A 19976-nucleotide genomic window follows, 5' to 3' on the forward strand; every position below is an offset into this window, starting at 1 on the left:
CACGCGCAGCACCGCCGTATACTTTTGCAAGTACAGTACAGATAGCTGCAGTCAGCGTAGTTTTACCATGGTCAACGTGGCCAATAGTACCAACGTTAACGTGCGTTTTCGTACGTTCAAATTTTTCTTTAGACACGATCGTCTTCCTTCCTAGTTGTGAGTTAAGGGGCTTTGCCTAATAACTCAGAAGTCAGTGTTTGATGCCGGTGATCGCACCGGCATCAGGACCAAAATAATTAGCTACGCTCAGCAATTAGAGCATCAGCAATGTTCTTCGGCACTTCACCATACTCGCTGAATTCCATCGAGTATGACGCACGGCCTTGTGTTGCACTACGTAGGTCTGTAGCGTAACCGAACATTTCAGACAGTGGCACTTGGGCACGTACGATCTTCAGACCCGCTGGGCCTTCGTCCATACCGCCAATCAGGCCACGACGACGGTTCAAGTCACCGACAACGTCACCCATCCACTCTTCTGGCGTGGTTACTTCAACCTTCATCATTGGTTCAAGCATAACAGGTTGCGCGTCGTGTGCACCTTTCTTGAATGCCATTGATGCAGCGATCTTAAACGCCATTTCGTTGGAGTCAACATCGTGGTAAGAACCATCGAACAAGGTCGCTTTAACGTCGAGCACTGGATAACCGGCGAGTACACCGTTTTTCATTTGCTCTTCGATACCTTTTGATACCGCACCGATGTATTCGCGTGGAACCACACCACCAACGATTTCGTCAACAAAGACGAAGCCTTCGTTTGGCTCTGAAGGTTCGATCTTCAGCCATACGTGACCGAATTGACCACGACCACCAGACTGCTTCACGAATTTACCTTCAACTTTGGTGCTACCACGGATGGTTTCGCGATAAGCAACCTGAGGCTTACCAACGTTACACTCAACGTTAAACTCGCGACGCATACGGTCAACGATGATGTCTAGGTGAAGCTCACCCATACCCGAGATCAGGGTCTGGCCAGACTCTTCGTCAGACTCAACGCGGAAAGACGGATCTTCTGCCGCTAGTTTACCCAGCGCGATACCCATTTTCTCTTGGTCTGCTTTAGACTTAGGCTCAACCGCGATCTGGATAACAGGATCTGGGAACTCCATGCGCTCAAGAATAACTTTTGAGTCCATAGAACATAGAGTGTCACCCGTAGTCACGTCTTTGAGACCAACACCTGCAGCGATATCACCGGCGCGGATTTCTTTGATCTCTTCACGCTTGTTAGAGTGCATCTGTACGATACGGCCCAAGCGCTCACGCTTTTGCTTCACTGAGTTGTATACACTGTCGCCAGAGTTCACCACACCAGAGTAAACACGCATAAAGGTCAGCGTACCTACGAATGGGTCAGTTGCAATTTTGAATGCCAACGCAGAGAACGGTTCTTTGTCGTCTGCATGACGCTCAATTGGGTTACCGTCTTCGTCTTCACCTTTGATCGCTTTAACGTCGATCGGTGAAGGCAAGTATTCGATAACCGCATCCAGTACCGCCTGAACGCCTTTGTTTTTAAACGCCGAACCACAGGTAGCTAGAACAATCTCGTTATCAAGGGTGCGCTGACGTAGCGCTTTCTTGATTTCTTCTTCGGACAATTCGCCTTCTTCAAGGTATTTGTCCATCAGTTCTTCAGAAGCTTCAGCAGCAGACTCAACCAGGAAGTTGTGCCACTCTTCTGCTTGCTCTTTCAGATCGTCTGGAATTTCTTCATAGGTATACGTCATACCCATGTCTTCTTCATTCCAGTTGATCGCTTTCATTTTGATCAGGTCGATAACGCCCTTGAACTGGTCTTCTGCACCAATGTTCAAGTGAATTGGCACAGGGTGTGCACCAAGGCGATTTTTGATTTGATCAACAACGCGCAGGAAGTCAGCGCCCGCACGGTCCATCTTGTTGACGAATACCATACGCGGTACTTCGTACTTGTCAGCCTGACGCCATACGGTCTCAGACTGAGGCTCAACACCTGATGAACCACAGAATACAACCACAGCACCATCAAGCACACGCAAAGAACGCTCAACTTCGATGGTGAAGTCAACGTGTCCAGGGGTGTCGATGATGTTTACACGGTGCTGTTTAAACTGCTGATCAGAACCGGCCCAGAAAGTGGTGGTCGCCGCAGAGGTAATAGTGATACCACGCTCTTGTTCTTGCGACATCCAGTCCATGGTCGCGGCACCGTCGTGTACTTCACCGATTTTGTGTGACAGACCTGTGTAAAACAGGATCCGCTCGGTAGTCGTGGTTTTACCGGCGTCTACGTGAGCACAAATACCGATGTTACGGTAGTGCTCGATAGGGGTTTTACGAGCCACAATAGTATCCTCTTGCTAAGGTTAACCTTAGAAAATGGGTTTGGCGTGCTCCGAGCGGAACACGCCATGAAGGCATTACCAGCGGTAATGTGCGAACGCTTTGTTCGCGTCTGCCATACGGTGAACGTCTTCACGTTTCTTAACAGCAGTACCTTTGTTTTCTGATGCGTCTAGCATCTCGCTTGCTAGGCGCTGAGCCATAGATTTTTCACCACGCTTACGAGCGGCTTCAACCAACCAACGCATAGCCAGGGCATTACGACGCACTGGACGTACTTCTACTGGCACTTGGTAAGTTGAACCACCTACACGGCGAGATTTCACCTCGACCGCTGGGCGTACGTTTTCAAGAGCTTGTTCAAATACAGCCAAGTGCTCTTTACCAGAACGCTCAGCCATGATGTCTAGAGCACCATAAACGATTTTTTCAGCAGTTGACTTCTTACCGTCAACCATCAGGATGTTTACAAATTTTGCCAGCAATTCGGATCCGAACTTAGGATCTGGAAGAATTTTACGCTGACCAATTACGCGACGACGTGGCATGGATTATCTCCGTTGTCTTCTTCAGGTTTTATCCAAAACTTTTCAGTTTTTTCAAAATTCAATTGTTTGAGTGTTTGGCCTTACTTAACGGAATCCATTAAGACTTAGGACGCTTCACACCGTACTTAGAACGACCTTGTTTACGGCCGTTAACGCCTGCACAGTCAAGTGCGCCACGAACAGTGTGGTAACGCACACCCGGCAAGTCTTTAACACGACCGCCGCGGATCAGAACAACACTGTGCTCTTGCAGGTTGTGGCCTTCACCACCAATGTATGAGGTGACTTCAAAGCCATTAGTCAAACGTACACGGCATACTTTACGCAGTGCGGAGTTTGGTTTCTTTGGAGTAGTAGTGTAAACACGAGTACATACACCACGTTTTTGTGGACACGCTTCCAGCGCAGGCACGTTGCTTTTCGCAACTTGCTTCAAGCGTGGTTTGCGGACCAGCTGGTTAATAGTTGCCATTAAATAGCTCCTGATATTACTTAACGTATAAGTGTGAAAAATCTAGCCCCAATACAACAGGGACGCGAAATTTTAGGCGTCGGGGTATAGGGTGTCAAGATTTATACAGAGATCTTTGCATTGTTTGTTTTTCAAGCAGCGCGCAGGGGGCGTTTTCACGCTATACAGGCTAGGGTATTACCATGTCATTTGCGTGACATGCTCGACGCTCAAGCTCACTAATTTGTTCATCTCAATCATCACCGCGCTGGGATGAAGCTTATCGCCGAGTCCTCGAGCGTGAACATCATCACTGAGCAAATAAACAACATGATTCCCGGTAAATAAGCGCGTCGCCCACTCGCTTTTATCTACTCCCGCCAGTACCGCATCACTGATTAGTACAATCACACTGTCCTTATCGATGTAGTTTAAGCACAACGTTAGCGCTTGGTCACGATAGGGAGACGATTTCACGATATGAAGCACGTCGACTCCTTAAAAATGTAGTATACGGTCGCACTCTGACAACCGCTTTTTGACTTGTTCAAGTGCCAGAACTTGAGTGGGTAAGACGGTCTCGGCGTGCTCCAGCCCACGAGATGCCAATGAAGCGCGGCACACATAGATGTTCTCAACGTCACACAGCGGTAGCATTTTAAAGCTGGCAATGTAATCGCGGCTCAGGATCTGTTGCGGTTGCTGATCCGCTATAAGTTGTAGAACCCCATCACCAATAAAAAAAACCGATAAGGTGTCGCAAAACGCCGAGGTGGCGAGTAACGCATCTAGCCCTTCTCGACCGCTCGCCGACCCGTGGGGCGATGTAGAAAATACAAACCCTATTTGCATGAAGCCCTCTTAAAATTGCATCACTCGGTCAGCGGTTAACAAAGCGTCAGCCAATGCGCCTAAGCCTGCCTGAGAGAATCCTTCTGCCAAGGTCGCCGTCGATAATTGATGCTGCGTCGCTTCTTGCTCACTGATAATCCCGCGTCGTAATGCCGCGGCAACACAAGTTTCCAGCGCAACACCGTGATCATGCGCCAACCGCTGCCACGCTTCCACCAAATCAAATTCATCATTTGCAGGCACTGTGGTTGCGACGCCATTCAGTACACCTTCTTGATAGAAGAAGACTTTACTCACCTGATGCCCCGCCTTTATTGCTGCACAGGCAAACTGATAGGCAGTGCGTGCCAACTGTGATCCATACGCTGGCTCGGTCACGACTAACACATAACGCAGACTCATGATTCGATCTCTTCTGTTTTGCGCTGTCTAACGTAAAGATAGACCGTATGTTTCGAGATATTGAGACGAGATGCCACACGATGAATGGCATCTTTAATATCAAAAATCCCTTTGTCATAGAGCGCCATGACTATCTGACGGTTTTTAGTGTTATTAGACACCGTTTTGTCGGCATTGACTTCTTCAACTGTCCGTTCAACGGTTTGATCCACCAGCTCTTCCACGTCACTGGCAAAGTTTACCGACGAGGCCGCTTGTTTGGCGAGATCATCCGGAATGAAGGCTTGTAGTACCTGTGAAAAAGGCGCATCTAAATTAATGTTGATACACAATAGCCCGATGATACGATTATCCCCATTGCGAATCGCTACCGTGATCGACTTCATCAAGGTGCCACTTTTCGCTCGGGTAAAATAAGCCCGTGAAAAATTACGCTCTGAGCCTTCAATATCGCGCAACATCCGCAGCGCAAGATCGGTGATTGGCGATCCCACTTTTCTACCCGTGTTTTCACCATTCGCGATCTTGATCGCTGATTTATTTAAATCGTCTAATGCGTGCAGCACGATTTCACAATGTTCACCGATCAGCGCCGCAAGCCCATCCACTACCGCCGCATAAGACCGCAGAATAACACTGTCTTGTTGATTCAATGGATTAGACTCAATGAGCTCATTTTCCGTCATCACGTTCGCGCCAAAGCCTTCTGTCGGTACCACGTACGCCTATCCTTATTCGACCGTCAATGTAAATGTCTCTGCGCACAGTTTAACAGAATTTAAGCCTAAAAATGCAAAAAGCCCCGGCGATGCCGGGGCGGATATTACACAGTCAGACGAGGCTGTCGTTTAGCCTTCGCTCGCCGCGTCTTTTTTGGTATCGTCTTTTATTTCAAGCAGTTCAACATCAAACACCAGGGTTGAGTTGGCAGGAATTGATGCGGTATCTTGATCACCGTAAGCCAACTCAGGTGGCACAACAAAAGTAAATTTAGAGCCAACAGGCATTAGCTGCACACCTTCAGTCCAGCCTGGAATCACGCGGTTAAGCGGGAAGGTAGCTGGCTCACCACGATCGTAGGAGCTATCGAACTGGGTACCGTCAGTCAAGGTGCCTTTGTAGTGAACAACCACGGTATCTTCTGCGGCTGGCTTATCGCCCTCACCCATGCTATCCACTTTGTAAAGTAAGCCAGAGTCCGTTTCTTTAACGCCGTCTTGCTGGGCAAAGTCAGCACGGTATTTTTCACCTTCCGAAATCGCGGCTTCTGCTTTCTCTTTGGCTTGCTGTTGCGCCAGTTTAGTCACGCGCTGATCAAGTGATTGCAATGCCGCTTGCGCTTGCTCATCGGTCAGTTTTGATTCTCCTTGAAAGACATCTTGCACCCCTTGAAGTACCACCTCTTTATCAAGCTCTAAGCCGATGTCTGCTTGTTGCTCTAAGTTAGCGTTGAGGTATTGGGCTAAAGACGCACCGATCGCGTAGGCTGCTTTGTCGTCATCGTTGGCAAACGTTGCTTCTGCTTGTTCGGCAGCTTGATTGGTTTGCTCTACTTTAGCGTCGTCTTGCTGACAGCCGACGGCAAAGGCAACGGTTGCCGCGAGTAGCGACATCTTCATTACTGATTTCATTGGGTACTCCGTTGATGACAAGGATAAATCCTCGTATGGTTGTTACTGACGCATCAACAATGCGAAAGCCTGATTCTATCAATATACTCGTGGTTATATGGCTGCAAACACTGGAACTCAAGCATGATGCCAAAAATCCGCCACATTATTTGCATTTTTATAGTTATTAACAGCTTAACCGGTTGTTGGCAGTCTGGCAAAGAAGCCCAGCGCTGGTCAATCCATCCGGAAGGGGCGACCAGTTTTAGCCTCAGTCGTGACGGCCGTTTTGCCCTGATCGCGTCTGAAGAAACGGATATTGTCCTATGGGATCTTGTCACTAATCAGCAGCTAGCCGAACTCGGTGCGCAAGATCCGGACGCCAATCCGGTCGTTGTTAGTCATATTTCCGATAATAAGCGCTATGCCATTACCACAACAGCACAAAACTTTGCCGTCTGGGACCTCGCCTGGAGCCAAGCTCAAGGGTTATGGTCCATTTCTGAAGGCATCATACGCGATGCCGCGATCAGTAATAACGGTGAAAAATTGGTGCTAGCGTTGTCGAATGGAAAAGCACTATTTATCGACTTAGGCACGGGAAGGCGCTTAGAGTTCCTCGCCCACCGCGATAAAATCAATGCAGTCTCGATTTCCCCCAACGGCGCCTATGTGCTCTCAGGTGGCAATGACCATCACGCCTACTTCTGGGATACCCAGTCTGGCCAGATCATCAATGACTTTGCTTATGATCGGCGAGTGAAACAAGTCGCCTTGCATCGTGAGGGGAAGTACGCATTTGTCTCTGACGGTGGCAACCGCGCTGTGATTTGGGCCCTACCCAGTGGCGAGAAAGTCAGTGAGTTGGATATCTTTGCCCGCCAAGCCATTTATGTCAGTGCCCGGTTTTCCGATGATGGTACCTTGCTAGCCACCGGCTCACCGTCACAACGGGTCGAATTGTGGGATGTGAAAACGGGTGAAAATATAGGTCGTTGGCAAGCATTGGCCCAGCCGGATACTCGCCCACCCAGCGCAGTGGTGTATGATGTAGCGATTGATCCAACTGGACGTGTTATTTCAGGTACCTCGGCCGGGATTGCCCAAGCTTGGTTAACCGACGCGCAATAACGAGAGAGCAATATGAGCGAGATAGATAAGTTACAACAGCAAATTGATGATCTTGAGTACAAAGTGGCGTTTCAAGAAGACACGATCGACCAGCTCAATACCGCATTGACGCGACAACAAGGTGATATTGAGCGCATGACGGTCCAAATCCAGTACCTTGTCAGCAAGCTCCAACATGTTGAGCCAGAGAATATTGCTAGCCAAGCTGAAGAAACACCCCCCCCGCATTATTGAAACCACACCGTATGCGTGACGATTAGCGCGCGGTCACGACGGCCAAATAAAAAAAAGGCGCCAAACGGCGCCTTTTATTCGATGGTACTCATTACCACTTATCTGTCGTCGTGATTAGTGGTCGTGGCCACATTCTTCACCGTCTTGGTGAATGTGCCCGTGTGAAAGCTCGTCTTCAGTGGCTTCACGCACATCAACGATTTCCACTGAGAAGGACAGGGTTTGGCCTGCAAGCATGTGGTTGGCATCAACAACAACTTCATCACCTTCAACCTCAGTCACTTCGACTGGGATCTGGCCTTGGTCGGTTTCAGCCATAAAACGCATACCAACTTCAACTTGATCGACGCCTTGGAACACGTTAGCCGGTACACGTTGTACCATGGCTTCTTGGTAATCACCGTAAGCTTCGTCTGGGCCTACCGTCACTTCAAAGTTCTCGCCTTTTTCACGGCCTTCCAGCGCGCTCTCAAGTCCGACGATCAAGTTACGATGACCGTGTAGGTATTGGAGAGGCTCTTGTGCTGTTGATTCATCAACAAGTGCACCGTCTTCATTTTTTACTTGGTAAGCCAGGCTGACTACCACATCTTTTGCAATTTTCATGCTCGCTCCGAGACCGGAAGGTAAATGGACTGCCGATGATAACGGATCCCCTACTCCGGTTTAAAGATCCCAATGACATTCTCTGCCGACTCGGCGCCAGAGTGTGACTGTTGTGCCGATTCCGGTAACCGACTATCATGGTAATCGCAGCTGACACATTCCACTTTGTCAATGTTATTCTCACGCCACACTCGCAATGTATCGCGTTGTTGGCACGACGGACAGGCAGCGCCTGCGATAAAACGTTTTTTCACATCAACACCTTATTCGTCTCGATTCCAACTTTGATGCCGCTCACTATCACCGCGCATCTCTCGGTCAAAAATTTCTTCCAGCTCTTTGCGCGCTTCTTTAACTCGTGATGCAGTCGCGACATCTTGACTGTGCTGAGGCAATAAATCTTCCAGCACCCGCATATCGAGTTTACGGAACAATATTTCTGCGCGTTTCGCTTTGTATGGGTGCATGCCTAGGGACTCTAACGTTTGCCGCCCAAGATCCAGCGCGCCCAAAAAGGTTTCCCGAGAAAACTGATCGACACCGTGCGCCATCAACTGATACGCCTCGACACGACTACGCGCACGCGCCATTACTTTTAGATTAGGGAAGTGATGGGCACAAAGATCAACAATCTCCATCACTTCGTCTGGCGAATCGGTACAAATCACGATCGCTTCAGCCGTCTTTGCACCAGCGGCACGTAATAAATCGAGTTGCGTAGCATCACCATAATACACTTCGTAGCCATAGCGGCGTAGTAACTTGATTTGAGTCGGATCACGTTCCAGGATGGTCACCCCGATTTTATTGGCGAACATCAAGCGACCGACTACCTGACCAAACCGACCAAATCCGGCAATGATGACTCGCGAGTCTGTCTCAGTAAATGGCGCTTGCGGAGGCAAGGATTCAGGCTCGTTAAAAGTACGCGCAAACCAACGCTGCTGGAGCGAGAGAATTAACGGTGTAGTCATCATCGACAAGCTCACGACCACAAGCAAAAAGGCATTTAATTCTTTATCCAATAGCCCTTGGCTACGCGCGGCAGTGAAAATCACAAAGGCAAACTCTCCCCCCTGACTGAGCAATACCGCCATTTGACTGCGCGCCTTGGGCGCGACACCAAACGCACGCGCCAGTCCATACAGTAAGCAGGCTTTACCACCGACTAACGCAGCCACGGCACCGATGATCGCCCAGGGATATTCCAGTAAAAGCCCTAAGTCGACCGTCATCCCGACCGCTATAAAAAACAGCCCGAGTAATAACCCTTTAAAGGGCTCAATTGCCGTCTCAAGCTCATGGCGGTATTCACTCTCAGCCAACAACACCCCGGCTAAAAACGCCCCCAGCGCCATCGATAGACCAAGGCTTTGCATGGCCAATGCAATCCCGATGACCAAGGCAAGCGCGGTGACATTAAACAACTCGGTGACGCCACTCATCGCGATCAGACGAAAAATAGGGCGCAAGAAAAAGTGACCGCCGGCCAAGAGAGCGCCAATGCCTAAAAACATCCAGAGGACATCAAACCAACTGCCTGCACTGCCACCGGCCAACGCTGGGATCACAGCCAGTATCGGGATCACGGCGATATCTTGAAATAATAAAACGGCAAATCCAGATTGTCCGGTTTCGCTGCGCATTAAGCGTTGGTCTTCGATGATTTTCATCGCAATCGCGGTAGAAGAAAGTGCCAGCCCCGCCCCGATCACCACGCCTTGTGGCAACGTGAGCCCAGCGAAGACACTTAATGCCCCTATCACGACCCCGGTCAGCACCACTTGACTACCACCAAGGCCGATAATGGGGCGCCACATTTTCAATAACTTTTTAGGGTTAAGCTCCAAGCCAATCAAAAACAGCAGCAGCACCACACCAAATTCGGCAAAATGCAGGGTTGAGTCGACATCATCGATTAAACCCAGCCCCCAAGGGCCAATCACAATGCCTGCTACCAAGTAGCCAAGCACCGAGCCCATCCCCAAACGCTGCGCCAAAGGCACCGCAATCACAGCTGCCAATAAAAAGATAAACGCAATGAGCAGAAAGCTATGATCCACGATGTGCCTCCTGCTTCGCTAAAGGGTTAGCCAACCAGTCCGCATAGAGTTCAGCAAAGGCATTGCGATCAGCATCGGTGACGCGGCGCGCCCAGTGAAGAACTAAAGGTGAGACCCAGTGCATGCGGCATAACGCCGCCGTCAGTTCAAAAGGTTGCAATAACTCCTCCATGGAATATTTGTTGTAGCCGATTTTACTGAACGCTTCTGCTGCTCCACCTGTGGTGACCACAAAACGACATGTTTTTCCCGCTAACGCATCCCCCCCTTGCCCATGAGCAAAGCCTTTTCCGAGTACCACATCAATCCACTCTTTCAATAACGCCGGGCATGAGTACATCTGTAGGGGGTGTTGAAACACCAACACATCGGCGTCAGTCACCAACGCACGCTCGTGATGGACATCCACCACAAAATCCGGATAAGCGGCGTAAATATCATGCACAGTGACATTCGCCAGCGGGCGTATCGATTCGAGTAATCGGCGATTGGCGACCGATTCATCCGGATCAGGATGCGCCACGATAACAAGCACCTTGGGAGAGCGTGGGTTGTCCTTCTTGTCTTGAGGCATACGCTTCCTTGTCGTTATGATTGGCCAAGCACACAATCTGTTCTTTATGCCATGTTTTTAACTTTAACATACAAAAAGGCCAACCCCCTGTCTAACCACTCGCGCCACCGGTGGAATTTGGCAATCTCCGCATCAAGCTGGTATAACGACCGCGCAACGTGCATCCATCAACCCAAGACAGACTGAGTAATCATGATTCGCTTCTCCGACATTCAATTGCTTCGTGGTGGTAAGCCCCTGCTTGACCACACCTCTGCCATCATCGCACCCGGGGACAAAGTCGGCTTGGTGGGTAAAAATGGCTGTGGCAAGTCCAGCCTGTTTGCCTTGCTACGCCACCAACTTTCTCTTGATGCAGGGCACTATGATTACCCCAGTCAATGGCAAGTGGCTTGGGTGGCACAAGAAACCCCCGCATTGGATAAAAGTGCGCTGGAATATGTGATTGATGGCGATACTGAATACCGTGAGCTGCAAGACGCGCTGCGTAACGCCGAAGCCAAAGATGATGGCAATGCAGTGGCGTTGTTACACGATAAGCTCGATGCGATTGGCGGCTATACCATAGAGGCGCGCGCCGCAAGTTTGCTGGATGGCTTGGGGTTTAGTCAGACGCAAATCCATTGGTCATTAACGCAGTTCTCTGGGGGCTGGCGCATGCGACTTAACTTGGCACAAGCTTTGTTATGTCGCTCAGATTTACTGCTACTCGACGAGCCCACCAACCACCTCGATTTGGACGCAGTGATGTGGCTAGAAAAATGGTTGCAGCAGTATCCGGGAACCTTGGTCTTGATCTCACACGACCGTGATTTTCTTGATCCTGTGGTCAATCGTATCATTCATATTGAGCACGCTAAGCTGAATGAATACACCGGTAACTACTCGGATTTTGAAAGCATGCGCGCGCAAAAGTTAGCACAACAGCAAGCGCAATATGAGAAGCAACAAAAGCAAGTTGCTCACATGCAATCCTACATTGACCGTTTCCGATACAAAGCCAGCAAAGCCCGCCAAGCGCAAAGTCGGATAAAAGCGCTGGAACGCATGGAAAAGGTGCTACCGGCTCAATACGATAATCCATTTAGCTTTACCTTTTTACCCCCTGATGCATTGCCCACTCCCATTCTTATGATGGATAAGGTGGCCGCTGGCTATAACAAAACGCCAATTATCGAGAACATTCGCCTTAACTTAGTGCCTGGGGCGCGCATTGGCCTGTTAGGGCGTAACGGCGCGGGCAAATCAACGCTGATCAAGTTATTGTCGGGCGATTTGCCGGCGATGGCTGGCGAGCTAAGCTACTCTCAAGGGGTGAAAATAGGTTATTTTGCCCAGCATCAACTCGATACCTTACGTATCGATGAAACGCCGCTCCAGCATCTAAATCGCTTAGCACCAACTACTGCCGAGCAAACCCTGCGAGATTTTCTCGGACGGTTTGGCTTTCAAGGTGACAAAGCGTTGGAAAACATTGGCCCTTTCTCTGGCGGCGAAAAAGCACGTTTAGTCCTTGCATTGTTAGTTTGGCAAAAACCGAACTTGTTACTGTTGGATGAACCGACTAACCATTTGGATCTCGACATGCGCCAAGCGTTAACGCTCGCATTGCAATCCTATGATGGCGCGATAGTGATCGTCAGCCACGATCGCTTTTTATTGCGTGCGACAGCCGATGACTTGTATTTGGTGGACAAGGGCGCAGTGCTACCCTTTGATGGCGACTTAGACGACTATCACCGCTGGCTGACCGAACAACAACGCGCTGATCGTGCGGAAAACAAAAAGCAAGCCGCAGACGAAAAGCTTGCCCCACAGCAAACGCAGTTAGATCGAAAAGCACAAAAGCGTCGTGAAGCCGAATGCCGAAAACAAACGGCGCCACTACGAAAAAAAATTGACCGTTTAGACACAAAGATCGAACAACTTTCTGCCATTATCGCAGAAGCAGAAAACCAATTAGCGGATCCCGCTATTTACCAGAGTGACAACAAAGCCCGTTTAACGGAGCAATTGCAACGCCAAGCCGATGCAAAGTCGACGCTCGAAGAGGTGGAACAAGAATGGATGGAGCAACAAGAAGCGCTAGAAGCCCTGGAGGCGACATTCAACCAACACTAACGCCTGGGATGGCAAACGCCGCCGATCTTTGGCAGTTTTGTTTGCACCACTATGCTAAGCAAGAGGTCAAACAAGCCTGCCTTAAATTACAAGACGAGCACCAAGGCAATGTGAACCTTGCTTTGTTGCTCGCTTGGATTGAAAGCCACGGTTACGGGCTTAGCCCCGAGAGCCTCACCCAGCTTAAGCACGCCTTGAGCCGGTCTGAACATTTGCTGATCGCTTATCGCCATCTAAGACGCGATCTCAAGCCACGCGTGGGCACCGGCCAATATAAAAAAATGCTCAACTTTGAACTCAGTTTAGAGAAGTTCCAGCAACAAGACTTGATTGAAGTGCTTAATCGTCAATCCTGGCTCACACAAGCCGCGTCTCCCTTGGCCTATTATTGCCGCCAGCTATCCCCCTCTGCCCGTAATCTCTATACACCACTACGGGTAGACCGGCCTACAAAAGAGGATGGAGCAGACGATGATGATACCCTTTAACCCCATTCCAACTGCCCGTAATGCGCATCTGCAAACCTTACTGCCACGCCTGCTGCGCCGGCAACCGCTTTTTGCGCCTATTTGGCAAGCGTTTGATCTGCCTGACGGTGACTTTGTCGATCTTGCATGGACGCATCATCCCGAGGTAGGACAGCCTATTATTGTCTTGTTTCATGGCCTAGCAGGAAGCTTTGATAGCCCTTATGCCAATGGATTATTGGCCGCTTTTAAACAGCAAGGCTGGTGCGGTGTGGTGATGCATTTTCGCGGTTGCAGTGGCCGTCTTAATCGCGCGCCGCGGACTTATCATTCCGGCGAAACGGAGGACGCTCGGGCATTTTTGACCTATTTACGCCAGACCTACCCGAACAATGAGATTGCCGCTGTGGGAGTCTCTTTGGGAGGAAACATGTTGGTGCGCTACCTGGCCGACTATCAGCATGATCCGATTGTCAGTTGTGGTTGTGCTATTTCTCCCCCGCTCGATTTAGCGGCGTGCTCGACCCGTATTCAACAAGGGTTTTCCCGTGTTTATCAAGCGTATTTGCTACGGTCGATGCGACAAACCTTATCGGAAAAACTTACCCGACACCAAAAAGTGGGTCGGTGGCATGCTGGGGAGCGGCCAAAGATTAAAACTCTGTTCGAGTTTGATCAAACGGTCACCGCACCGCTGCATGGCTTTGACGATGCTCAACACTACTATCAAAGCTGTAGTGGTTTATCTGTCCTTGACGCTATTACGGTCCCACTTGCGATTATCCATGCGAAAGACGATCCCTTTATGACCGACGCAGTGATCCCAACCTCGCCTCTGCCCGCGAATATTGACTATCAACTGAGCGAACATGGTGGGCATGTTGGTTTTGTTACCGGCAGTTGGCGCCAGCCACAGTTCTGGCTGGAGCAGTCGGTGCCTCACTGGTTAGCCTCACGCCTTTGCTCGTCCCGTTAAAAAAGGACGCCACGCAAAGCAAAAAAGACCGACGCACATTGATCTACTGCATTGTGTTGAATGATTGGGTAAAATGCGAGCTGATTCACAATATCAGCATCAAGCACCCTAACGTCTCAGCCATAAATCAACAAAAGGTGATGTAGTATGATGGTTCCTTGGCAATCGGTCCCTGAGGAAACACTGACTCGTTTAATCGAGCACTTTGTGTTACGGGAAGGAACCGATTATGGTGAGCAGGAAGTCAGCTTTGCACAAAAAGTGGCGGATGTTCGCCAACAACTGCAATCCGGCGACGCCGTGATTGTGTATTCTGAGTTGCACGAGACAGTGGATATTCGTCGTAAAGAAGCACTCAGATCTTAGCATCGCTGTACGCAATAAACAGCGATACACATTCAGACTGAATGACAGGGCGCGTCATGTCGGCTAAACATCCAATCATCGCGGTCACCGGCTCTTCAGGAGCAGGGACCACCACCACATCCGAAGCATTCCGTAAGATGTTCCAGATGATGAACATCAAAGCGGCGTGGCTAGAAGGGGACAGTTTCCATCGCTTTACGCGACCGGAAATGGACGTCGAGATCCGTAAAGCACGTGAGCAAGGACGGCACATTAGTTACTTTGGCCCCACCGCCAATGATTTTCCGCGATTAGAGCAGTTTTTCCGTGAGTACGGTGAACTCGGCACAGGCAAATATCGCCGCTACTTGCATACCTTTGACGAAGCGGTGCCCTACAATCAAATGCCAGGGACCTTCACACCATGGCAGGATTTACCCGACAATACCAACGTACTATTTTACGAAGGCTTGCACGGCGGTGTGGTTGATGGTGAGGTCAATGTCGCCCAACATGTCGACCTATTGATTGGTATGGTCCCGATCGTCAACCTTGAGTGGATTCAGAAGTTTGTCCGCGATACCCGCGATAGGGGCCACTCACGCGAAGCGGTCACCGACTCGATTGTGCGGTCGATGGACGATTATTTGCATTATATTACGCCGCAATTCTCACGCACTCACATTAACTTTCAACGGGTGCCGACGGTCGATACCTCCAACCCACTGAACGCCAAAGGCATTCCTTCGTTGGATGAGAGCTTTGTGGTGATCCGCTTTCGAGGGATGAAAAACGTCGACTTTCCTTATCTGCTGCAAATGATCACGGGGTCTTTTATGTCACGGCATAATACACTCGTCGTGCCAGGCGGTAAGATGGGCTTTGCGATGGAACTTATCATCCGTCCATTGATTCAGCAGCTAATCGAAAAAGGCAAGATTGGCTAGGGCGTAGCGCATCTATCGTGTATTACTTCTCAAGCCGTGATCTTAGCCACGTTTTTGCCAGTTTTTTAGGCGGTTGGCCTAGATCAAAATCAAGAAATTGCTAACAAAAAAAGATACACTCTTGTTAACATACAGTGAGCTTGTAGCCCGCGCCCAGACTTCGTATTCTGTGCATAGATCTGGTGGGTTACCCCTCAGACAAAGATAGGACGTTGTTGCCGGGCAACACATGCAGAGGAAATAAGTTATATGGTTCCAGGAAAACCTCAAACAGACCCTACACTCGAGTGGTTCCTTTCACATTGTCACATCCACAAGTATCCGTCTAAAAGCACGCTGATTCATGCAGGCGAAAAAGCGGAGACCTTGTATTACATCGTGAAAGGGTCTGTCGCCGTTCTAATCAAAGATGAAGAAGGCAAGGAAATGATCCTGTCTTATCTTAACCAAGGTGATTTCATCGGTGAGCTAGGCCTTTTCGAAGATGATCAGGAGCGTACCGCTTGGGTTCGGGCTAAGTCTCCTTGTGAAGTGGCAGAAATCTCATTCAAAAAGTTCCGCCAACTGATCCAGGTTAACCCCGATATATTGATGCGTTTGTCCTCACAAATGGCGCGCCGTTTGCAAGTGACCAGCCAAAAAGTGGGGGATCTTGCCTTCCTGGACGTCACGGGCCGTATTGCGCAAACCTTGTTGAATTTAGCGAAGCAACCCGATGCCATGACGCACCCTGATGGCATGCAAATTAAGATCACACGTCAAGAAATTGGCCAAATCGTTGGCTGCTCGCGTGAAACCGTGGGGCGTATTCTTAAAATGCTGGAAGAGCAAAACCTTATTTCAGCCCATGGTAAAACCATCGTGGTATACGGTACCCGCTAATCACAGCGCTCTCTGTATTCCCAACCGACGCCCTGGCGTCGGTTTTTCTTTTTAAAACAAAAAAAAAGGAAGAGCGAACTCTTCCTTAACCGTTTAGGCCTCGTTATATCCACTATTTGTTAGTGCGTGCTCTCAAAAATTTTATCCGCTGAAGCGGCAACAAACCCCTGGTACAACTCACCGTTGGGCAACACATAACGCTTAGCAAACTCATAAAACCCACCTGGAATGGTTTGCGTGCCATCAGAGAAAACAACAGGGACACGGTCAGCCATGGTGGAGGATTGCTCCAGATAAACGGATGCGTCCCCTTTTACTTCCCCACCCGCTTCGTTAATTGCAAAGCCATTGTCTCGCAGCTTTTGATTAACCGATTGGCAATGATCATGAGCCTTTAACTGATTGACACTCACTGTGAAATGATTCGCGCCATAACCGTGCGCGGCTACCCAGGACGCGTATTCACTCTCCTCAGCAAGCGCTTGATAGGTGGCGCTATCGATGTCCCAAAGCCGCCCCTGATGAAGAAAATCGCTCCCTGTTAGTGACGACGCATCGACTTGTGCCACCAGCTTATGAACAATGGCTTGCAGCGCAGGCGAGCATTGCTCGACCATCAATTCACTGATAAACACTTTCGGCATCAAAGGATCGGGGTGCTCGAAATGGCAGGCATTGAGCTTTTTCGCTTCAAAGGTATAGTCCCCTTTTTGCTGATAGCCTAGCGCCAGGAAGGGGCGCGCCAAGACCTCAAGCCCAACCTTGGGCAAACCAAATGTCCGCAAGGCAATATGATCATTGATTAAAGGCTGCCCTTCTTCGAGCAAGGCATGTACCTGATGTGCCGATGGGCAAAGACGGTTAATATAGTCTTGCCATAATTTATCGAATAACGCTTGGCCACTGTCCATATTGGTCTCCTTAATCTTGTTGAGTCGGAATACCGGGGGCGAACGTCTCAGGCAGTACCACCTGCTCCCCTTCCATTGATGCCATGGGATAAGCGCAATAATCGGCGGCATAGTAAGCGCTTGGACGTAAATTACCCGACGCACCTGGCCCGCCAAATGGCGCATCACCGCTTGCCCCTGTCAACTGACGATTACGATTCACAATCCCTGCGCGAATATGATCGAGGAAGTATTGCCATTCGCCCTCGTCTTCACTGATAAGGCCTGCCGACAAACCATAGCGGGTATCATTCGCCTTCGTGATCGCATCAGCCATATCCTGATAGCGCTGCACTTGTAGTAGCGGACCGAAATACTCTTCGTCGGGTAACGCTTGAATGCCACTCACATCTAAAATCCCTGGAGAAATCACCGCATCGTGTAAATGCTCGCACTCTATGACGGGGGTAGCTCCCAGATCGATCAATTTCTGTTGTGTGGCCAAAATCCCCTCGGCGGCAGCCATTGAAATTTGGGCGCCCATGAAAGGCGCGGGATCATCAAACTGGCCACCCACTCGCACGGTTTTGGTCCATTGTGCTAGGCGAGTCAAGATCTTGTCACCCACTTCTCCCTCAGGCAGCAGCAGGCGGCGTGCACACGTACACCGCTGACCGGCACTGAGGTAGGCCGATTGAATAATGGTGTATACCGTGGCGTCTAAATCACCGAACTGATCACTCACCACCAAGGGGTTATTGCCTCCCATTTCCAGCGCCAGCATTTTATCGGGCTGGCCAGCAAACTGACGATGAAGAATATGCCCCGTATTGGCGCTACCGGTAAACAATAAACCGTCAATACCGCGCGCTTGGGCCAGCGCCTCGCCGGTATTGCGCCCACCTTGTACCAGGCTGATCAGTCCTTGCGGTAATCCCGCTTCGAGCCAATAGCCCAAGGTCTTCTCTGCGACTTTTGGCGTCAGCTCAGAGGGTTTAAATACTACGCTGTTGCCCGCCAATAAAGCTGGAACAATGTGGCCATTAGGTAGATGCCCAGGGAAATTGTAAGGCCCGAATACCGCCATAACGCCAAGTGGACGATGGCGTAATACCGCTTGGGTGCCATTGACGTCTTTTTCACGTGAGCCTGTTCTTTCGTGGTACGCGCGCAAGGAGATCGCCACTTTGCCTACCATGGCCCCGACTTCGGTTTTGGTTTCCCACAAGGGTTTGCCCGTTTCTTCGGCAATGACCCGAGCCAGTTCATCGGTATTGGCTTTCACTATCTCGGCAAAGCGCTCCACCAGCGCTTGGCGCTCAGAAAAATCGGTATTACGCCAACGCAAAAACGCGTCGCGTGCGGCGCTGACTGCTTGCTCCACTTGCGAACGACTCGCTTCTGCACCTTGCCAAATACATTGACTATCAAAGGGGTTTTGCGAGGTCATGATCTCGCCCTCGCCTTTTACCCACTCGCCATGAATCAAATGGCCTGCTGATTGCTTTGTCATTTTATCCCCCCATGGCAATCAAACGCAGTTGATCGCCGTTTTTTACATTCAATGCATCGGCAACCGCTGGGCTAATCACAACTTGATTGGTTTCGTGATCGATCGCAGCTTTCGCCGCGGTGGCACGGAAGCCAGCAAAATCGGTATTCGATATTAAATAATCCTGTGCGCTACTGTGCTCTCGTACGCGCGCTGAGGCGGTGAAAGAGTGACGTACAGACTCAATATTGGGGCGTAAGCATTCTACCGTTGGGCCCGCATCAAAGATGTCGACATAACCACGGCAAGAAAAGCCCTCTTTTTCCAACAAGCGTAATGCTGGACGGGTATTCGGGTGCACTTGACCGATAACTGCACGAGCTTCCTCACTCAGTAGGCTCACATAAATCGGCAATTTAGGCATTAAGTCGGCAATAAACCCTTTGGCACCAATCCCGGTGAGATAATCCGCCAAGGTAAAGTCAATGTTAAAAAAGTTGTCTTTTAGCCACTGCCAAAACGGCGAGTTACCCTCGTCATCCGACACACCGCGCATTTCGGCAAACACCACGTCAGCGAAGCGCTCTGGAAATTGCGCCAGCATTAGGAAGCGGCATTTAGACAATAACTTACCGTTTAACCCGCCACGAAACTCTGGACGCATAAACAGGGTGCAGATTTCTGTCGCCCCCGTGTAGTTGTTGCCAAAGGTCAACACTTCAACAATGTTGTGCACGTTCAGTTTGCGTGATGAATGTACCACCTTGGTCAGATGGTAACTGTAAAACGGGTTATCAAGACCAATGGCGGCTTCGATGCCCGTGGTCCCTGCGATTTCACCGGTTTCTAAATCTTCGGCGACCATCAGATATCCCTCTGGCCCCGGCTCTGTCACCTGTTTGGCAAAACTCTCAAGCGAATTATTAATCCGCCCCTGTAGCAAATCGGCATCGACCGGCAAGGAGGTGAATCCATGCCCGGACGCTTCCGCACACAACATCAGTGCATCAAAATCTGATGCACGGATCGGCCGAATAACTAACATCTCAAATCC

General features: G+C 49.9%; 24 protein-coding genes. 8 read left to right on the plus strand and 16 right to left on the minus strand.

What is annotated here, in order from left to right; translation table 11 throughout:
* From HLG76_RS01390 to fkpA, 9 genes are all read right to left on the minus strand, one after another.
* Positions 1-136, minus strand: a 136-nt coding sequence (locus HLG76_RS01390) for a GTP-binding protein (protein WP_254877718.1), incomplete at its 3' end; no start/stop codon positions are given.
* A gap of 100 nt (positions 137-236) precedes the next feature.
* Positions 237-2333 carry an elongation factor G gene (fusA, locus tag HLG76_RS01395; RefSeq protein ID WP_175992953.1) on the minus strand — a complete coding sequence of 699 codons (2097 nt, stop codon included), beginning with the start codon at positions 2331-2333 and terminating at the stop codon, positions 237-239.
* A gap of 75 nt (positions 2334-2408) precedes the next feature.
* Positions 2409-2879, minus strand: coding sequence for a 30S ribosomal protein S7 (gene rpsG, locus HLG76_RS01400; protein WP_025673237.1), 471 nt, complete (start codon positions 2877-2879; stop codon positions 2409-2411).
* 97 nt (positions 2880-2976) lie between these two features.
* Complete coding sequence (gene rpsL / locus HLG76_RS01405) at positions 2977-3351, minus strand: 30S ribosomal protein S12 (RefSeq protein WP_025673238.1); 375 nt, start codon at positions 3349-3351, stop codon at positions 2977-2979.
* Positions 3352-3528: 177 nt separating this feature from the next.
* A complete protein-coding gene (gene tusB / locus HLG76_RS01410; RefSeq protein ID WP_175992954.1) occupies positions 3529-3819 on the minus strand; it encodes a sulfurtransferase complex subunit TusB in 291 nt (96 codons plus the stop codon).
* A gap of 9 nt (positions 3820-3828) precedes the next feature.
* Complete coding sequence (gene tusC, locus HLG76_RS01415; protein ID WP_077660302.1) at positions 3829-4182, minus strand: sulfurtransferase complex subunit TusC; 354 nt, start codon at positions 4180-4182, stop codon at positions 3829-3831.
* A gap of 9 nt (positions 4183-4191) precedes the next feature.
* Positions 4192-4584 (minus strand): sulfurtransferase complex subunit TusD, encoded by a 393-nt coding sequence (gene tusD / locus HLG76_RS01420; RefSeq protein ID WP_077660303.1) that lies wholly within the window; start codon positions 4582-4584, stop codon positions 4192-4194.
* Positions 4581-5303, minus strand: a complete 723-nt coding sequence (locus HLG76_RS01425) for a transcriptional regulator (protein WP_025744272.1) — start codon at positions 5301-5303, stop codon at positions 4581-4583. Before HLG76_RS01425 ends, tusD begins: the two co-directional genes overlap by 4 nt.
* 129 nt (positions 5304-5432) lie before the next feature.
* Complete coding sequence (fkpA, locus tag HLG76_RS01430; protein ID WP_077679223.1) at positions 5433-6215, minus strand: FKBP-type peptidyl-prolyl cis-trans isomerase; 783 nt, start codon at positions 6213-6215, stop codon at positions 5433-5435.
* Between the two features lie 126 nt (positions 6216-6341).
* Between fkpA and HLG76_RS01435 the strand changes: the two genes are divergently transcribed.
* Positions 6342-7325, plus strand: coding sequence for a WD40 repeat domain-containing protein (locus tag HLG76_RS01435; protein WP_077660411.1), 984 nt, complete (start codon positions 6342-6344; stop codon positions 7323-7325).
* A 12-nt stretch (positions 7326-7337) separates the two neighbouring features.
* Positions 7338-7559 carry a SlyX family protein gene (locus HLG76_RS01440; protein ID WP_025744270.1) on the plus strand — a complete coding sequence of 74 codons (222 nt, stop codon included), beginning with the start codon at positions 7338-7340 and terminating at the stop codon, positions 7557-7559.
* 114 nt (positions 7560-7673) lie between these two features.
* On the opposite strand, the gene slyD is transcribed toward HLG76_RS01440, so the two are convergent.
* Genes slyD through kefG form a run of 4 tightly spaced genes read right to left on the minus strand, consistent with a single transcriptional unit; the run spans position 7674 to position 10802 of the window.
* The gene (gene slyD / locus HLG76_RS01445; protein WP_077660305.1) at positions 7674-8165 is read right to left on the minus strand and encodes a peptidylprolyl isomerase; all 492 of its coding nucleotides are present in this window, start codon (positions 8163-8165) and stop codon (positions 7674-7676) included.
* Between the two features lie 50 nt (positions 8166-8215).
* Positions 8216-8419 carry a YheV family putative zinc ribbon protein gene (locus HLG76_RS01450; RefSeq protein ID WP_025744269.1) on the minus strand — a complete coding sequence of 68 codons (204 nt, stop codon included), beginning with the start codon at positions 8417-8419 and terminating at the stop codon, positions 8216-8218.
* 9 nt (positions 8420-8428) lie between these two features.
* On the minus strand, positions 8429-10228 hold the full coding sequence (gene kefB, locus HLG76_RS01455) for a glutathione-regulated potassium-efflux system protein KefB (protein WP_077676568.1): 1800 nt from the start codon (positions 10226-10228) through the stop codon (positions 8429-8431).
* Positions 10218-10802, minus strand: coding sequence for a glutathione-regulated potassium-efflux system ancillary protein KefG (kefG, locus tag HLG76_RS01460; RefSeq protein WP_077676567.1), 585 nt, complete (start codon positions 10800-10802; stop codon positions 10218-10220). The genes kefB and kefG overlap by 11 nt, the downstream gene beginning before the upstream one ends.
* A 192-nt stretch (positions 10803-10994) precedes the next feature.
* Here kefG and HLG76_RS01465 point away from each other — a divergent pair, with 192 nt between their 5' ends.
* The 6 genes from HLG76_RS01465 to crp all read left to right on the plus strand — a co-directional run bounded on the left by HLG76_RS01465 (position 10995) and on the right by crp (position 16540).
* Positions 10995-12923 carry an ABC transporter ATP-binding protein gene (locus tag HLG76_RS01465; protein ID WP_175992955.1) on the plus strand — a complete coding sequence of 643 codons (1929 nt, stop codon included), beginning with the start codon at positions 10995-10997 and terminating at the stop codon, positions 12921-12923.
* Between the two features lie 8 nt (positions 12924-12931).
* Positions 12932-13411: a TIGR02444 family protein gene (locus HLG76_RS01470; protein WP_101494532.1), complete on the plus strand. Its 480-nt coding sequence runs from the start codon at positions 12932-12934 to the stop codon at positions 13409-13411.
* Positions 13398-14366, plus strand: a complete 969-nt coding sequence (locus HLG76_RS01475) for a hydrolase (RefSeq protein ID WP_254877604.1) — start codon at positions 13398-13400, stop codon at positions 14364-14366. The genes HLG76_RS01470 and HLG76_RS01475 overlap by 14 nt, the downstream gene beginning before the upstream one ends.
* Before the next feature lie 147 nt (positions 14367-14513).
* Positions 14514-14732, plus strand: a complete 219-nt coding sequence (locus HLG76_RS01480; RefSeq protein ID WP_025744266.1) for a YheU family protein — start codon at positions 14514-14516, stop codon at positions 14730-14732.
* A gap of 56 nt (positions 14733-14788) precedes the next feature.
* Positions 14789-15658, plus strand: a complete 870-nt coding sequence (locus tag HLG76_RS01485) for a phosphoribulokinase (RefSeq protein ID WP_025744265.1) — start codon at positions 14789-14791, stop codon at positions 15656-15658.
* Between the two features lie 249 nt (positions 15659-15907).
* A complete protein-coding gene (gene crp, locus HLG76_RS01490) occupies positions 15908-16540 on the plus strand; it encodes a cAMP-activated global transcriptional regulator CRP (RefSeq protein ID WP_025673251.1) in 633 nt (210 codons plus the stop codon).
* A gap of 119 nt (positions 16541-16659) precedes the next feature.
* Here crp and HLG76_RS01495 read toward each other — a convergent pair whose 3' ends face one another.
* From HLG76_RS01495 to astA, 3 genes are read right to left on the minus strand one after another with little or no spacing between them, the layout of a single operon-like run.
* Positions 16660-17451, minus strand: a complete 792-nt coding sequence (locus tag HLG76_RS01495; protein WP_077646906.1) for a DUF1338 domain-containing protein — start codon at positions 17449-17451, stop codon at positions 16660-16662.
* A gap of 10 nt (positions 17452-17461) precedes the next feature.
* On the minus strand, positions 17462-18943 hold the full coding sequence (gene astD / locus HLG76_RS01500) for a succinylglutamate-semialdehyde dehydrogenase (protein ID WP_077577179.1): 1482 nt from the start codon (positions 18941-18943) through the stop codon (positions 17462-17464).
* A 1-nt stretch (position 18944) separates the two neighbouring features.
* Positions 18945-19967: an arginine N-succinyltransferase gene (astA, locus tag HLG76_RS01505; RefSeq protein WP_077461564.1), complete on the minus strand. Its 1023-nt coding sequence runs from the start codon at positions 19965-19967 to the stop codon at positions 18945-18947.
* Positions 19968-19976: the final 9 nt, after the last annotated feature.

This window comes from Salinivibrio sp. EAGSL (assembly GCF_013366455.1).
Classification (GTDB): Bacteria; Pseudomonadota; Gammaproteobacteria; order Enterobacterales; family Vibrionaceae; genus Salinivibrio; species Salinivibrio costicola.

Coding starts and splice junctions, on each gene's coding strand:
- astD (WP_077577179.1), bottom strand. CDS start 18,943: ATGACAAAGCAATCAGCAGGCCATTTGATTCATGGCGAGTGGGTAAAA.
- slyD (WP_077660305.1), bottom strand. CDS start 8,165: ATGAAAATTGCAAAAGATGTGGTAGTCAGCCTGGCTTACCAAGTAAAA.
- tusC (WP_077660302.1), bottom strand. CDS start 4,182: ATGCAAATAGGGTTTGTATTTTCTACATCGCCCCACGGGTCGGCGAGC.
- HLG76_RS01465 (WP_175992955.1), top strand. CDS start 10,995: ATGATTCGCTTCTCCGACATTCAATTGCTTCGTGGTGGTAAGCCCCTG.
- astA (WP_077461564.1), bottom strand. CDS start 19,967: ATGTTAGTTATTCGGCCGATCCGTGCATCAGATTTTGATGCACTGATG.
- HLG76_RS01475 (WP_254877604.1), top strand. CDS start 13,398: ATGATACCCTTTAACCCCATTCCAACTGCCCGTAATGCGCATCTGCAA.
- HLG76_RS01435 (WP_077660411.1), top strand. CDS start 6,342: ATGCCAAAAATCCGCCACATTATTTGCATTTTTATAGTTATTAACAGC.
- fkpA (WP_077679223.1), bottom strand. CDS start 6,215: ATGAAATCAGTAATGAAGATGTCGCTACTCGCGGCAACCGTTGCCTTT.
- HLG76_RS01440 (WP_025744270.1), top strand. CDS start 7,338: ATGAGCGAGATAGATAAGTTACAACAGCAAATTGATGATCTTGAGTAC.
- HLG76_RS01495 (WP_077646906.1), bottom strand. CDS start 17,451: ATGGACAGTGGCCAAGCGTTATTCGATAAATTATGGCAAGACTATATT.
- HLG76_RS01470 (WP_101494532.1), top strand. CDS start 12,932: ATGGCAAACGCCGCCGATCTTTGGCAGTTTTGTTTGCACCACTATGCT.
- kefG (WP_077676567.1), bottom strand. CDS start 10,802: ATGCCTCAAGACAAGAAGGACAACCCACGCTCTCCCAAGGTGCTTGTT.
- rpsL (WP_025673238.1), bottom strand. CDS start 3,351: ATGGCAACTATTAACCAGCTGGTCCGCAAACCACGCTTGAAGCAAGTT.
- HLG76_RS01480 (WP_025744266.1), top strand. CDS start 14,514: ATGATGGTTCCTTGGCAATCGGTCCCTGAGGAAACACTGACTCGTTTA.
- HLG76_RS01485 (WP_025744265.1), top strand. CDS start 14,789: ATGTCGGCTAAACATCCAATCATCGCGGTCACCGGCTCTTCAGGAGCA.
- tusD (WP_077660303.1), bottom strand. CDS start 4,584: ATGAGTCTGCGTTATGTGTTAGTCGTGACCGAGCCAGCGTATGGATCA.
- rpsG (WP_025673237.1), bottom strand. CDS start 2,879: ATGCCACGTCGTCGCGTAATTGGTCAGCGTAAAATTCTTCCAGATCCT.
- crp (WP_025673251.1), top strand. CDS start 15,908: ATGGTTCCAGGAAAACCTCAAACAGACCCTACACTCGAGTGGTTCCTT.